Origin of the sequence: Catellatospora bangladeshensis (assembly GCF_016862575.1) — a bacterium.
Lineage (GTDB): Bacteria > Actinomycetota > Actinomycetes > Mycobacteriales > Micromonosporaceae > Catellatospora > Catellatospora bangladeshensis.
In genome coordinates, this window is record NZ_BONF01000025.1 from 51293 (window position 1) to 66096 (window position 14804).

The following is a 14804-nucleotide window of genomic DNA, read 5'->3' on the forward strand; positions in this document are numbered from 1 at the left end:
GGATGCTAGCGACGAGGCTCCCCCGCCTGGCCACCGGGTGGCGGGACCGCGTCGCCGCCGTCTTGGCGCGGCACACCTCGACACCCCATCCTGTCAGGATGACGATCACCACGCGTGCCCGCCCACGGCTGCTCCTGCTCCGTGCCGCCCGCCTGTTCGACGGCGAAGCCCTGCTGGACGACCCGGCCGTGCTGGTGGACGGGGCCCGGATCGTATCGGTCACGCAGGGCACGGCCGGAGTGCCGGACGGCGCCGAGGTGGTCGGCCTGCCCGGCGCGACGCTGCTGCCCGGCCTGATCGACACGCACGTGCACCTGGCGTTCGACGCGTCCGCCCAGCCGGTCACGCGGCTGGGCGAGCGCGACGAGGCGGCGGCGTACGAGGCGATGTGCCGCGCGGCGCGCTCGGCCGCGGCCGGTGGCGTCACCACTGTGCGCGACCTCGGCGACCGGGGATACCTCGCGCTCGGCGTCCGGGCCGCGGCGCGCGACGGCGACCACACGCTGCCGGAGATCGTGGCGGCCGGAGTGCCGATCACGACGCCCGGCGGGCACTGCCACTTCCTCGGCGATGCCGCGGGCGACGTGGCGCAGCTGCGCGAGGCGGTGCGGGCGCGGGCCGCGCGCGGCGTGGACGTCATCAAGGTCATGGCCAGCGGCGGCCACATGACCCCGGGCAGCCGTCCGGAGGTGGCGCAGTACACCGTGGCCGAGCTGCGGGCGGTGGTCGAGCAGGCGCACGCGCTGGGGCTGCCGGTCGCCGCGCACGCGCACGGCACGGCGGCGATCGCCGCCGCGGTCGAGGCCGGGGTGGACTGCCTGGAGCACGCCACGTTCATGACCCCGGACTCGGTCGAGGACGTGCCCGCCGAGCTGCTGGACGCGATCGTGGCCCGGCGTGTCGCGCTGAGCCTCACCTTCGGCACCCGCCAGGTCGAGGGGCACGCGGTGCCGCCGAGCATCGCCACCCGGATGACCGGCTTCATCCGCAACGCGGGCCGGATGCACCGGGCGGGCGCGCGGATCGTGATCGGCACCGACGCGGGCATCGCCCCGGTGAAACCCCATTTCGTGCTGCGCCATGCGGTGCCGCAGCTGGCGCCGCTGGGCATGAGCGGCGCGGAGGCGCTGCACGCGGTGACGGCGCGCGCGGCCGAGGTGATCGGGCTGGGCCACCGCAAGGGGCGCATCGCGGCCGGCTACGACGCCGACATCCTGGCGGTCTCGGGAGACCCGGTCGCCGAGCCGGCCGCGATCCACCGGCTGCTGACCGTGTACGTGCGCGGCCGGCAGGTGGTGGGTGGTCCGGCGGCCTAGGCGATGTCGATGGAGAAGTCCGCGACGACGCCGTTGTGGTCGGAGTTGGTGCCGGTGACGATCCGGTAGTCGGTCATCCACATCACCTGGGAGCTCTCGACCCGCTTCCAGAAGTACACGTAGTCGATGTGCCGGTTGCCGTGGGTGCCGGTGCCCTTCTCGCCGTACAGGTTGTAGACCGAGCGCAGGTTGGGCAGCTGGTTGGCCTCGAAGGTCTTCCACGGGAACTTCGCGTACCCGTAGGCGCGGTCGGCGCTGAAGTCGACGTTGAGATCACCGCTGACGATAACCTGGCCCTCGTCCTTCTTCCGGGCGGCCAGGTTCTTGATCTCCTGGAACTGCTGCTCGGCGCACTCCGTGCGCGGGATGTCGATCGGCCGGCCGTTGTCCTCGATGCTCGCGTTGGCGTGGAAGTTGATGTGGAACACCACCCGCCCGCTGGCCTTGTGCCGGTACTTGACCCAGTTGTTGTACCGGGCCGGGGGCACCTCGCCGGGGCCGTTGGTGTCGCACACGAAGATCGAGTCCTTGTCCAGCACGTCGAACATGCTCTTGCGGGCGAGCAGGGCCTCGTTCTCGGCCTGGGACGGCGCGGGGGCGTAGAACCACCAGCCGTTGTTCGCGGCCCAGGTGGTCAGGAAGTCCTTGCGGCCGTTGACCTCGTTCAGGCCGACCAGGTCGGCCTTTGCCGTGATCGACTCCAGGTCCTGCACGAACTGGGCCTGGGTCAGCCCGTAGTAGATGTTGAGCGTGCCGGCCCGGAAGGTCGCGTTGGCGGCCGCGGCCGGGGTCGCCGGGACGAGCGTGGCCAGGAGGGTGGCCGCTGCCGCCAGCGCGACGGCCGGCCGGAATCTGCTGCGCTGCATGGGATGTCTCCTTGAATCCGTCAGAGGAACGCGCCGACGCTCGGGGTGGCGCCGTCCGCGCCCCAGCCGAAGACCGCCGCGTACAGGGCCCGGCGCTTGGCGGCGCCGTTGCTGATCTGGCTCGGGGTGCATGCCTGGGTGCCGGTGCCGCAGACCCAGCCGTGCAGGAACAGCCGCCAGCCGCCGTCCAGCGACGGGGTGACGTCCGCGCCGCCCGGCCCGCAGATGCCGGTGCCCGCCGTGGTCAGCAGGGTGTGCTCGGTCGCGCCCGCGAAGTGCCAGCGGTCCGCCGAGCGCAGCCACACCGTGGCGTAGCTGCAGTTGTCGTAGCCGTAGCGCGACGCGAGCAGGACGAACTGGCTGCCGCGCTGCACCAGCACCGGGTTCTCGATGATGCCGTCGCGCTGCAGCAGCTCGCCGCTGTCGTTACCGAACCAGTGCGTCCCGTCGGCGGTCAGCCGGACCATCCGCAGCGAGGACGGGGTCTGCTGGGTCTTGTACAGCAGGAAGCGCTTGCCGTCGCTGTCGGCGAACGGGGACGGGTCGATCACGCCCGCGTCGGCGACGGGCCGTCCGGGCACCCGGTCCTCACCGCCGTGCCTGCCGCCGGGGCAGACCAGCGGCGCGGCGGTGGGCCGGAACAGCGCGCCGGGGTCGGCGGTGGTGTTGACCGCGACGCCGATGCACCGCTGGCCGCCGAAGTCCTTCGCCGGGGCCGAGAAGTACATGACGAGTCCCGCGCTGGTCCGCCATACGTCGGGCGCCCAGACGTCGTCGGACGCCATCCAGCCCGGCATCGGGTCGAGGTCGAGCCCGGCGCCCTCGGCGTTCCACGGCCCGGCCGCCTCGTCGCCCCGGCTGACGCGGGCGCCGCCGCCGGTCGAGTACGCGTAGAAGTCGCCGTCCTCCCGGAACACGCCCGGGTCGGCGATCGAGTGGGCGGGGGCGTACACAGGCTGCGGCGCGGCCGCGTGTGCCGGCCTTGGAGTGACGAGCAGCAGTGTCGTGAGCAGCATCGTGCCGAGCGCCGCCGATCCGGGCTTCCTCATGCGCCGCACGGTAGGCGGCTTATCTACATGAATCCCACAATTTCATTCCAGAGCCGCGCATCGCGCCTGACCAGTTGCGTATTGGTAAGCAGAGCAAAGCCGACGGGTCAGCGGCTCAAGCCGACCGTGACCTCGCGCAGATACGCCAGACCCGCGGTGGCCAGTTCGTCCTGGCTGGGTGCGAGCGGCCGCCAGATCGCGGCGGCCACGGCGATGGCCTCGTTCTCACCCGTGAACGACTCGATGCAGATCGGCCCCCGGTAACCGGTCCCGGCCAGCGCGCCCAGCCAGCGCGGCCAGTCCAGGTGGTCGCGGCCGGGTGCGCCGCGGTCACTGCCGGACACCTGCACGTGCACGATGCGCGGCCCGGCCAGGGTGACCGCGGCGTACGGATCGGACTCCTCGATGTTCATGTGGTAGCTGTCGAGCATGATGCCGACGTTGCCGGGCAGGCCGTCGAGCGCCTCCATGGTCTGCGCCATGGTGTTGACGACGGAGGTCTCGTAGCGGTTGAGCGCCTCGACGCCGATGGCGACGCCCCGCTCCCCCGCGTACCAGGCGACCGGCTCCAGCGCGGCGCGCAACTGCCGGTAGCAGTCGCGGCGCTCGGCGGCGTCCATTCGCCACAAGCGGCCGACGGCGGCGTAGACAGGCCCGCACACGCTGGGCGCACCCAGCACGGCCGCCGCGTCGACCAGGCCGCGCAGGTACGCCTGCGACCCGGCTACCGTGGCGGCGTCGGTGCACACCAGGTCACGGCCGGGAGGGGTGACCGCGAGCACCGCCGCCGCGGCCAGCCCGTGCTCGGCGAGCAGGTCGCGTACGCCCTCGGCGGACCAGTCGCCGGGCTGCTCGACCGGGATCTCGATCGCGTCGAAGCCCCAGGCCGCGATGCGGGGCACGAGTTCCCGCAGGGCGCGGTCGTCGACGGGCGAGGTCCAGATCCACGGGTTGGCGCCGATGGCGAACATGTCACCTCTCCTGGAGAGCGAAGGGCGGCTGCCCGCGAACGGGGCAGCCGCCGGTTCGAGCCGGTTACTTGCCGCCCCAGTCGCCCGGATAGCCGGGCAGGGTCGAGCAGCCGCACATGGCGTAGTGCAGCGGCGGCATGTCCTTCTGCACGAAGTTGCTCAGGTTGTCCTGGGTGATGGTGGGCTGGGGCAGCTTCCAGGGGCTGGGCACCGGCTGGCCGCCGAGGATCTGCAGCGCGGCGATGACCGGGGTGCGCCACTGGTAGGTGGGGTAGGTCGGGGCGATCGCGGTGAGCTTCTTGTCCTGCCACATCTTGAGGAAGTCCTGCTGGTCCTCACCGACGATGGCCGGGAACGGCTTGCCCGCGTCCTCGAACGCCTCGGCCGCGGCGACGGCGGTGGCGCCGGCGTCCATCCAGATGCCGTCGATGTCGCCGAAGCGCTGGAGGTAGTTGGTGACGATGGTCTTGGTCTTGGCCGCGTCGCCGTCGGTGAACTCGACGCCGACGACGTCCAGGTCGGACTTGTCGAAGACCACCTTGGCCGCGCCCCAGCGGGCTTCGAGCACGTCGACGCCGGGCAGGATGCGCAGCGCCAGGATCTTGCCCTTCGGCTTCACCTTCTCGACGAGGAACTCCGCGCCGGTGGCGCCGAACGCGTACCCGCCGATGGGGTTGATGAAGGTGACCGGGCACTTGGTGTTGACGCCGCGGTCGAAGACGATGACCGGCACCTTGGCGCAGGCCTGCTCGACGGCGGGGGTCAGCGTCGCGGTGGTGTTCGGGGAGACGATGAGCGCGTCGCAGCCCTTGCCGAGCAGGTCGGTGATGTCGGAGATCTGCTTGTCGTCCTTGCTCTCCGCGTCGGCCACGGTGAAGGTCTTGATCTCGGGGTGCAGCTTGACCTCGGCCTGCATGTTCTTGAAGCCGACCTGCCGCCACGGATTGCCGACGCCCGCGTTCGAGAAGCACAGGTGGTACGGCCCGGCCTTCTTGTACTTGGCGGTGTCCACGGTCTTCGGGTCGAGGGCCTGCTCCCACGGCTTGTCGGCGGGGCCGGTGGCTGCCTTGGTGCGCAGGGCCAGCTCGTTGTCGTGGTCGGCCTGGACGAAGAACTTCGACGTCTCGCCGGTGCCGGCGCCGCTGGGCCCGGCGCTGGGCGACGCGCCGGGCACGTCGCTGGTGCAGCCGACCACGCCCACCGCCAAGGCGGTGCACACGGCCAGCAATACGGGGGTGCTTCTCCTCATGTGCGTTCCTCTCTGGTGCGGATCAGGGCGTTTCAGGTACGGCGGCGCAGCGTGCCGACCGCGACCGCGGCGAGGATGATCAGGCCCTGCACGGCGGAGCTGAGCGCTCCGGACACGCCGAGCAGGTTGAGCAGCGTGAGCAGGGTCTGCAGGGTGAGCGCGCCGAGCATGGCCCCGGCGACCGAGCCGCGCCCGCCGCCGAGCACCACCCCGCCGAGCACCACCGCGGTGATCGCGGTGAACTCCAGCCCGGCGCCGACCTGGAAGGACACCCCGCCGAAGCCGCCCAGCAGGATCGCCGCGACGGCGGCGCAGGCGCCGCTGACCAGGAAGGCGATGGTGCGAACGCGCGCCGTCCGCACCCCGGTGAGCCGGGCCGCGCGCGGGTTGTCCCCGACTGCCAGCAGCACCTTGCCGAAGTCCGCCCGCATCGCCAGCACCGCGAGCACGGCCACCCCGGCCAGCACGAGCACCGCGTACGGCAGCTGCCCGAGCACGGGTACGCCGTCGACGCCGCGGCGGCCGAGCATCCGGAACTCCTCCGACAGCGCCCCGCGCGGCGAGCCGCCGGTCCAGGTGTAGACGGCGCCGACGAGCACCAGGTACATGCCGAGCGTGGTGATGAACGACGGCACCTGCAGCAGCGTGGTGACCACGCCGTTGACCAGGCCGACGAGCAGCCCGAAGGCGAGCAGCAGCGCGACGACGGGCCAGGTCGCGGCGGGGTCGCCGTCGATGAGCCGGGCGGCGATGACCACCTCGGCGGTGACCAGCGAGCCGACCGACAGGTCGAAGTCGCCCGCGACGATGACGAAGTACTGCCCGGCGGCGAGGATGATCAGCGGGGCGGCGCGTTTGAGGAACGCCAGCAGCACGGGCGGGTCGTAGAAGTCGGGCTGGCGGATGCCGACCGCGATCAGCAGCAGCACCAGGATGATCAGCACGGGCCGGATGCTGCCCGCGCCCCACCCGCCGCGCCCGCCGCCGCCCAGCCCGGCGGGGACGGCGGGCGCGGAGCCGGTGGGGCTCGCCACGTCGGTGCTCATGCCACGGCCGCCTTCCGCCGGTCGGAGGTGCGGCGCAGGCGCAGCGCGTAGACCGCGACCGCGGCGACGATGACCACGCCGCGCACCATCTGCTTGAAGAAGGAGTCCACTTCGAGCTGGTTGAACACGCCGTCGATCACGGCCAGCAGCAGGACGCCGCCGACCGTGCCCGCCACGCCGCCGCGGCCTCCGGCGAGCACGGTGCCGCCGAGCACGACCGCGGCGATCGACTCCAGGTCGTAGCCGCCCTCGGCGCCGACCCGGGGTGCGCCCGCGCCGAGGCGGCTGGCCAGGTAGAGCCCGGCGATCCCGGCGCACAGCGAGCAGATGACGTGGGTGCGGATGAGAACCCGGTCGGTGCGCACCCCGGACAGCCGGGCCACGTCGAGGTCGCCGCCGGTGGCGATCAGGTGGTGGCCGTAGCGGGTGCTGCGCAGGGTGAACCAGGCCGCGGCGGCGACCGCGGCGAACAGCACGAACGACAGCGGCACCGGTCCGATCCGGTCGTAGCCCAGGTGCTGGAAGGACGTGGGCACGCTGCCGGCCGGTCCGGCGTAGCCCTGTTCGAGGTAGCCCTTGATGAGCAGGCCGACGCCGAGCGTCGCGATGAACGCGTTGATCCGCAGCTTGGTGATGAGCAGGCCGTTGAGCAGCCCGATCGCGGCGGACACGGCGAGGACGGCGGCGATCGCGGGCAGCACCATGCCGTCGGATCCGGCCATGGTCTCGGCGGCGACGAGCGAGGTCAGGCTGATCACGTACGCCACCGACAGGTCCAGCGACCCGGCGAGGATGGCCATGGTCTGCCCGACCGCGACGATGCCGAGCCCGGCCGCCCGCTGCAGCAGGCTGATCGTGCTCGACTCGCTGAACAGCGACCCGCCGTCCAGGGCGACCAGGGTGCCGCCGAGCATCAGCGCGAGGGCGAGCGCGGCCCAGACGCCGCTGGTCGCGTCGAGGGCGGGCAGGCGCAGCCTCGTGCGCGCCCCGTCTGTGCTCATGCGGGCACCTCCGTACTGGTGGCGGCGCCGGTGGCCAGGCCCATCACGGCTTCCTCGCTCGCTCCGGCGGGCAGCTCGCCCGCGATCGCGCCGTCGCGCATGACGACGATGCGGTCGCTCATGCCGATCAGCTCGGGCAGCTCCGACGAGATCATCAGCACCGCCGCACCGTCGGCGGCGAGCCTGCGGATCAGGTCGTGGATCGCGGCCTTCGCGCCGACGTCGATGCCCCGGGTGGGTTCGTCGAACAGCAGCACCCGCGGGGTCATCGCCAGCCAGCGGGCCAGCACGACCTTCTGCTGGTTGCCGCCCGACAGGTAGCGGATCTCCTGCTCGGTGCCCGCGGCGTGCACCTCCACGGCGTCGAGCAGCTCGCGCACGGTGGTGGTGCGGGCAGCGCGGCCGAACCAGCGGGGCCGTACGGCGCGCTGCGCGAGCAGGGCGTTGTCCAGCACCGACTGGCTGAGCGCGAGGCCCTCGCCCTTGCGGTCCTCGGTGACGTACGCGATGCCCGCCCGGACCGCCTGGCGCGGCGAGCGCACCCGCACCGGCTCGCCGTCGAGCAGCACGCGCCCGGTGCGGAAGCCGTCGATGCCGAACACGGCGCGGGCCAGTGCCGAGCGCCCGGAGCCCTGCAGCCCACCGACGCCGAGCACCTCACCGGCGCGCAGCTCCAGGTCGACCGGGTGCAGGCGGCCGTTGCCGGCGGCGGACAGGGTGAGCCGGGCCGCTCCCGCGCTGCCGGGGGCGGCGCGTTCGGGGTAGTAGTGCGACAGCTCGCGGCCGACCATGTGCCGGACCAGGGTGTCGGCGGTTGCCTCGGCGGTGTCGAGGGTGGTGACGCGCCGGCCGTCCTTGAGCACGGTGATCCGGCCGGACAGGTCGAAGACCTCGGTGAGCCGGTGCGACACGTACAGGATGCCGATGCCGCGCTGCTGCAGCCGCCGGACCAGCTGGTAGAGCAGCTCGACCTCGTGCTCGGCCAGCGAGGCGGTGGGCTCGTCCATGATGAGCACCCGCGCGTCCAGCGCGAGCGCCTTGACGATCTCGACGACCTGCTGCTGGGCGACGCTGAGCCGGCCGACCCTGGCCTGCGGCGTGATCGCGTCCTCGCCGATGCCCGCGAGCAGCTCGGCGGTGCGGGCGTGCATGGCCCGGCGGTCGACCAGGCCGCGGCGCATGGGCTCGCGGCCGAGGAAGACGTTCTCGGCGACGGTGCGCTCCGGCAGGAGGTTGAACTCCTGGTGGATGATGCCGATCCCGGCCGCCTGGGCGGCCCGCGGGTCGGGCAGCGTCACCGGCTGCCCGGCCAGCTCCAGGGTCCCGGCGTCGGGCTGGTACACCCCGCTGGCGATCTTCATGAGGGTGGACTTGCCGGCGCCGTTCTCGCCGACGAGGGCGTGCACCTGTCCGGAGTGGAGGTCGAGGTCGACGTCGTCGAGCACGCGTACCCCGAAGAAGGCCTTGCCGACGCCGCGCATCCGCAGCAGGGGGCCGTCGCTGTCTGGCGGCACCGCACCTCCTCGATCGTTCCGGCACACTTTCGCTGACGTCACAAGAACTTTTGCTCTGCGTACCGGAAGTCTTGGCGTCGGACGTTAAACGGCGCCGCTCGATCTAGCAAGCCTGTAACGAGCGGGAAATGATAACGGTTCGGCATTGGTGCATCCACCAGCCGCGATGTGACCGCTCACGGGCTTTCCACCAGAGCGACCCTAGTTTTGCCCGGTCAACAAGAAACTTTCAGTGATTCTTCTAAAACTGGCATCGCCTGAATATTGACGTTGCCCACTTGCACGGGCCATGCTCGGCTTCGCACTCAGGTAACAACACCGACACATTTCGATGTGTCGACGAGTGCTGCACAGTCGTGCGTCGCGGCGGGCGCATGACGGACCGACCGTCCTTTTCCGCGTACCAAGGAGACGGCATGAGCCGCCGCAAACCTGTCCTCGGCGCGTTCCTCGCGCTGGCCACCGCAGTCGCGGTGAGCCTGCTGCCCGCGGGACCCGCCACCGCCGCACCCGCGTTCCGCGCACTGGTGTTCAGCGAGACCGCCGGCTACCGGCACGGATCCATCGCCGCCGGCGTCAGCATGTTCACCCAGCTCGCCGCGGCCAACAACTTCGAGGTCGTGTTCAGCGAGGACTCCAGCGTGCTGAACACCGCCAACCTCAGCACCTTCGACGTGCTGGTCATGTTCCAGACCTCCGGCATGGTGTTCGACAACGACGCCCAGCGCACGGCCACCCAGAACTTCCTGCGCAGCGGCAAGGGCATCGTCGCCATCCACAACGCCACCGACATGGGCATCGAGTCGGCGTTCCCCTGGTGGGACGCGACGATCAACGGCGGCGCACACATGCCCGAGCACTCCCCCGGCTCGCTGCAGGGCTGGGCGCGGGTCGCCGACAAGGTGCACCCGTCCACCTCGCACCTGCCGGACAACTGGCAGCGCACCGAGGAGTGGTACAACTTCGACGTCAACGCGCGCGGCAACGTGCACGTGCTGGTCACCGCCGACGAGCGCACCTACAACCCGGGCGGCGCGGCGATGGGCCCCGACCACCCGATCTCCTGGTGCCGCGAGGCCGAGGGCGGCAAGGTGTGGGCGACCGCGATGGGCCACGACGACGCGTCGTACAGCGAGACGAACTTCCGCAACCACATCCTGGGCGGCGTGCGCTACGCGGCGGGCAACCTGGCCGGCGACTGCGGCGGCACGGTGTGGGGCAACTTCGAGAAGGTCACCCTCGACTCGAACACCGTCGACCCGATGGCCATGGACATCGCCCCCGACGGCCGGGTGTTCTACGTGCAGCGCGGCGGCAAGATCGCCGTCTTCAAGCCCGCCCAGCAGCAGACCGTTACCGCCGGGCAGCTCTCGGTGTACACGGGCGGTGAGGACGGCCTGGTCGGCATGGTGCTCGACCCGAACTTCGCCACCAACGGATGGATCTACCTCTACTACTCGCCGGCGTCCAGCTCGACGGATGTCAACAGGCTGTCCCGGTTCACGGTCAGCGGCGACACCGTCAACCTCTCCAGCGAGCAGGTGCTGCTCAGCGTGCCCGCGTACCGGGACCGGACGTTCAGCGAGCCCGGCCACACCGGCGGCTATCTGGCCTTCGGGCCGGGCGGCAACCTGTTCCTGTCCACGGGTGACGACACCCCGCCCAACCTCGACCCGGCCTGGCAGGGCTACGCCCCGCTGGACTGGCGGTCCGGCAAGAGCTTCCTGGATGCGGCCCGCAGCGCCGGCAACACCAACGACCTGCGGGGCAAGTTGCTGCGCATCCACCCGGAGAGCAACGGCACCTACACCATCCCCAGCGGCAACCTGTTCGCGCCGGGCACGGCGCAGACCAAGCCCGAGATCTACGCGATGGGCTTCCGCAACCCGTTCCGGTTCGAGGTCGACATGCAGACCGGCTGGGTGAACCTGGCCGACTACGGCCCCGACCGCGGCGGCGCGACCACCAACCGCGGCCCGGAGGGCCTGGTCGAGCTGAACGTGATCAAGCAGGCGGGCAACTTCGGCTGGCCGTTCTGCCACGGCAACAACCAGGCGTACGCGCCGTACAACCCGGACACCGGCGTGGTCGGCGCGAAGTTCAACTGCAACGCGCCGGTCAACGACTCCCCGAACAACACCGGCCTGCGCACCCTGCCGCCGCTGGTCCAGCCGCAGATCTGGTACGGCTACGGCGTCTCCCCCACCTTCCCCGAGATGGGCGAGGGCGGCTCGGCGCCGATGGGCGGCCCGGTCTACCGCTACAACGCAGCCAGCACCTCGGCGACGAAGTTCCCCGCGTACTACAACGGCGTGCACTTCTTCTACGAGTGGTCGCGCAACTACATCAAGGAGATCCACTTCGACTCCTCGGGCAACCTGGTGAAGATCAACCCGTTCCTGCCCGGCGGCGGCTACATCAAGCCGATGGCCATGCGCTTCGGCCCGGACGGCTCGCTCTACCTGCTCGAATGGGGCTCCGAGTTCGGCGGCGGCAACAACGACTCCGGGCTCTACCGCATCGACTACATCCACGGCGGGCGCGCTCCGATCGCCAAGGCCACCGCGACCCCGACCAACGGCCTCGCCACGCTCAACGTGACGTTCTCCAGCGCCGGCTCCTACGACCCGGACGCCGGGGACACCATCTCCTACGCGTGGGACTTCGACAGCAACGGCAGCACCGACTCCACCGCCGCGAACCCGACCCGGGCGTACACCAGCAACGGCAACTACGTCGCGAAGCTGACCGTCACCGACAACACCGGCCGGTCGTCGTTCGTCAACGTGCCGATCACCGTCGGCAACAACGCCCCGGTGGTCACGATCAACTCACCGCCCAACGGCGGCATGCTCGACTTCGGGCAGAACGTCGCCTACAACCTCACCGTCACCGACGCGCAGGACGGCACCATCAACTGCTCGCAGGTGTTCACCAACCCGGCACTCGGGCACGACGACCACGCCCACCCGACCACCGACCTGCCCGGCTGCTCCGGCACCGTCAACACCGGCAACCTCGGCGGCCACCCCGACGGCGCCAACCTGTTCTACCTGCTCAACTCCCGCTACCAGGACAACGGCAACGGGACGGTGGCGCGGCTGACCGGATACGCCAACGTGGTCCTGCAGCCCAAGCACAAGCAGGCCGAGTACTTCACCAGTCAGTCCGGCGTGCGGGTGGTCGCCCAGTCCGGGGCCGAGAGCGGCAACCGCATCGGCGACGTCAGCAACAACGACTGGATCATGTTCGACCCGATGAGCCTGCAGGGCATCACCAGCGTCAGCTACCGGGTGTCCTCGCCGAGCGGCGGCGGCAGCATCGAGCTGCGCGCCGACTCGCCGACCGGCACCCTGCTGGCGACCAACCCCGTCGCGGCGACCGGCGGCTGGGACACCTACGTCCAGCAGGCCGCCGTCAACGTCGGGGCCCTGTCCGGCACGCACAAGCTGTACATGGTGTTCAAGTCGAGCGCGAACAACAGCTTCGACGTCGACTCGTTCACCTTCGCCGGGACAGGGGTCGGCACCAACCCGACCGGCGGCATCGCGGGTAAGACGTACACCCTGACCGCGCAGCACAGCGGCAAGCTCGCCGATGTCAGCGGGGTCTCCACCGCGGACAACGCGACGGTCGTGCAGTGGCCCGCCACGGGCGGCAACAACCAGAAGTGGCAGGCCGTGGACGCGGGCGGCGGCTACGTCTACCTCAAGGCGCTGCACAGCGGCAAGTGCCTGGCCGCGAGCGGCGGGTCCACCGCCGACGGGGCGGCGATGGTGCAGCTGACCTGCACCACGAACAACAACATGAAGTGGCAGGCGGTCACCACCTCGACCGCCGGGGTGTACCAGCTCAAGGCCGTGCACAGCGGCAAGTGCCTGGACGTCAACGGCGCCTCCACGGCCGACAACGCCGCACTCATCCAGTGGGCCTGCCACACCGGCAGCAACCAGCTGTGGCGGCTCACGCAGGTGTGAGAACCCGCCGGCCCGGTCACACCTGGGTGATCGGGCCGGCGCGAGCGGCGGGCGGGACTTCCGTGGTCCCGCCCGCCGCCCTGTCCGTGGACGGCCCGACCACGTGTCCGGTGTCGTCCGGCAGACCGGGCTTGGCGGACCCGCCGGACCAGCGCTGCCGGCCCCCGTGGCCGGAGTGTGCCGGAATCGGGCCGTCCACGCCGCACGAACGGGTCTGCTGAGGGGCACACGGCGCGAGCCTCAGCCCATCTCGGGAGGTGAAACATGACCCTGTCCATCAACTGGCGCCAGGCCGCCTACGCGATCCTCACGCTGGCATCGCTGGCACTGCTGCTCTACACGATCGGCGCACCGGCGACCGAGGGCAGCTAGGAGCCCGCATGAGAGTCCGCATTCTGGTGGCGCTCGTCTCGCTGGCCACGCTGCTCTACACGGCAGGCGCGCCATACGAGCACGGAGGCTGATCCGAGCGCTGCCCGGCAACCGGTGCGAGCAGCGATGCCGCTGCTCGCACCGCGGCCGGACCCCGCTCAGCTCCTAGTACCAGCCCGTGTAGGCGTACCCGGCGCCCACGTTGGGGAGCACGATGGTGCCGACCGCTTGGGCGACGTAGCCACCGTCGTACACCATGGGGGTGAAGCAGGTGTACGCGCCGACCACGTCGCTCCACGTGATCTCGTCGATGCAGACCTGCGTACTGGCACTGTCGTTGTACCGGTAGACCGCCGCGTCACCCTCTGACGGGATCGTGTAGACCAGCACGCGGCCCCAGACGGTGCGGCACGTCGAGCTGTAGCGCAGCTCGATCTTGCCGGTCCGCGAGCCGTTGACTTTGATCTCTGCCGATGTCGGCGTCGACACCGCCGAGGAGCCGTCCGACCGCCTCTGGCAGACCGAGGCACGAGAGTCGGTCGGGCTGATGCCGTCCCAGCCCTTGCCGGTCGGCCCGGCGGCGTGCGCCGCGGCCGGGGGCAACACGGCCACGCCGACTACCGCGACGATCACGACGACGGCGGATCGAATCCGTCCACGAATCATTCCGAGTTCCTTTCGACTTGCCGGCCTGTGTGCCGTGAGTCAACCGGCACCGGGCATCGTCGCGGGCCGACGTCGGCCGAGTCCGGATCGGCCCCAGGAACGTCCTGGTGACAGCAGCGCCGACGGGGCCGGAAACCGGACGGCACCGGACGCTCCAGCCGGTCGGGGCGACCTGTGGGCCGACGTGACCCGCGGCTTCCCGGGCGTGAGAACCCGCCGGCCCGGTCACCACCTGGGTGACCGGGCCGGCGCGAGCGGCGGGCGAGGGCTCCGGGCCCCGCCGCTTCGGTGCGGGTACGGTCAGCAGGCCTGCATGGATCCGTACCCGGAGAGGTGATAGTCGGAGACCCAGCCGAAGTATCCGTTGTAGTGGACAGCCGTCCAGGTGGTGACGCCGTTGACCGAGTCGCCGTACCGGTAGCAGTTCATGGGGAGCCAGGCGCCCCACGGCGGCCGGACGAGGATGGAGCAGTTGTGACCCGGCCCGGTCCGCATCGCGGGCCCGACATACCCGCTGACCGAGTTGATTACCTGGGCCGACGTTCCGTCCTTGTCCGGTGCGGGCGGCCCGCACGTCACGGCCGCGGACGCGGGCGAGGCGGCTACGACCAGACCACCGGCGATGGCCAGCAGGACGGCCGCGGATCCGACTCCGATCCTTTGCAGGAACTTGCTCATGGGACCTCCTGAAACATGGATTGGTTTCCCCTGGCCTGAGTCAACCGGGCTGGGCGTCGCCGGAGGGCGGATGCCGACGGATCCCGGATCGATGCCAGC

Annotated in this window: 11 protein-coding genes; 2 read left to right on the forward strand and 9 right to left on the reverse strand. The window is 71.0% G+C overall.

The genetic code is table 11. From position 1 onward, the window contains the following. Positions 1-98 precede the first annotated feature (98 nt). Entirely contained in the window at positions 99-1316 is a 1218-nt protein-coding gene (locus Cba03nite_RS20755; protein WP_203748689.1) for an amidohydrolase family protein, read from the forward strand. On the opposite strand, the gene Cba03nite_RS20760 is transcribed toward Cba03nite_RS20755, so the two are convergent. The 7 genes from Cba03nite_RS20760 to Cba03nite_RS20790 all read right to left on the reverse strand — a co-directional run bounded on the left by Cba03nite_RS20760 (position 1313) and on the right by Cba03nite_RS20790 (position 9012). Beyond that, positions 1313-2182 carry an endonuclease/exonuclease/phosphatase family protein gene (locus Cba03nite_RS20760; protein ID WP_203748691.1) on the reverse strand — a complete coding sequence of 290 codons (870 nt, stop codon included), beginning with the start codon at positions 2180-2182 and terminating at the stop codon, positions 1313-1315. The genes Cba03nite_RS20755 and Cba03nite_RS20760 overlap by 4 nt on opposite strands. A 20-nt stretch (positions 2183-2202) precedes the next feature. After that, complete coding sequence (locus Cba03nite_RS20765; protein ID WP_203748693.1) at positions 2203-3231, reverse strand: family 43 glycosylhydrolase; 1029 nt, start codon at positions 3229-3231, stop codon at positions 2203-2205. Positions 3232-3338: 107 nt separating this feature from the next. Then, a complete protein-coding gene (locus Cba03nite_RS20770) occupies positions 3339-4202 on the reverse strand; it encodes a sugar phosphate isomerase/epimerase family protein (RefSeq protein ID WP_203748696.1) in 864 nt (287 codons plus the stop codon). Between the two features lie 64 nt (positions 4203-4266). After that, entirely contained in the window at positions 4267-5451 is a 1185-nt protein-coding gene (locus Cba03nite_RS20775; RefSeq protein ID WP_203748699.1) for a substrate-binding domain-containing protein, read from the reverse strand. 32 nt (positions 5452-5483) lie between these two features. Beyond that, a complete protein-coding gene (locus Cba03nite_RS20780) occupies positions 5484-6497 on the reverse strand; it encodes an ABC transporter permease (RefSeq protein ID WP_203748702.1) in 1014 nt (337 codons plus the stop codon). Then, positions 6494-7498: an ABC transporter permease gene (locus tag Cba03nite_RS20785; protein ID WP_203748705.1), complete on the reverse strand. Its 1005-nt coding sequence runs from the start codon at positions 7496-7498 to the stop codon at positions 6494-6496. The genes Cba03nite_RS20780 and Cba03nite_RS20785 overlap by 4 nt, the downstream gene beginning before the upstream one ends. Continuing rightward, positions 7495-9012 carry a sugar ABC transporter ATP-binding protein gene (locus tag Cba03nite_RS20790; RefSeq protein WP_239125916.1) on the reverse strand — a complete coding sequence of 506 codons (1518 nt, stop codon included), beginning with the start codon at positions 9010-9012 and terminating at the stop codon, positions 7495-7497. The genes Cba03nite_RS20785 and Cba03nite_RS20790 overlap by 4 nt, the downstream gene beginning before the upstream one ends. Positions 9013-9428: 416 nt before the next feature. Here Cba03nite_RS20790 and Cba03nite_RS20795 point away from each other — a divergent pair, with 416 nt between their 5' ends. Continuing rightward, positions 9429-12989 carry a ThuA domain-containing protein gene (locus Cba03nite_RS20795; protein WP_203748708.1) on the forward strand — a complete coding sequence of 1187 codons (3561 nt, stop codon included), beginning with the start codon at positions 9429-9431 and terminating at the stop codon, positions 12987-12989. A gap of 537 nt (positions 12990-13526) precedes the next feature. Here Cba03nite_RS20795 and Cba03nite_RS20800 read toward each other — a convergent pair. Next, positions 13527-14027: a DUF2690 domain-containing protein gene (locus Cba03nite_RS20800; protein ID WP_203748711.1), complete on the reverse strand. Its 501-nt coding sequence runs from the start codon at positions 14025-14027 to the stop codon at positions 13527-13529. Between the two features lie 300 nt (positions 14028-14327). Continuing rightward, positions 14328-14705, reverse strand: a complete 378-nt coding sequence (locus Cba03nite_RS20805) for an SH3 domain-containing protein (protein ID WP_203748716.1) — start codon at positions 14703-14705, stop codon at positions 14328-14330. Positions 14706-14804 lie beyond the last annotated feature (99 nt).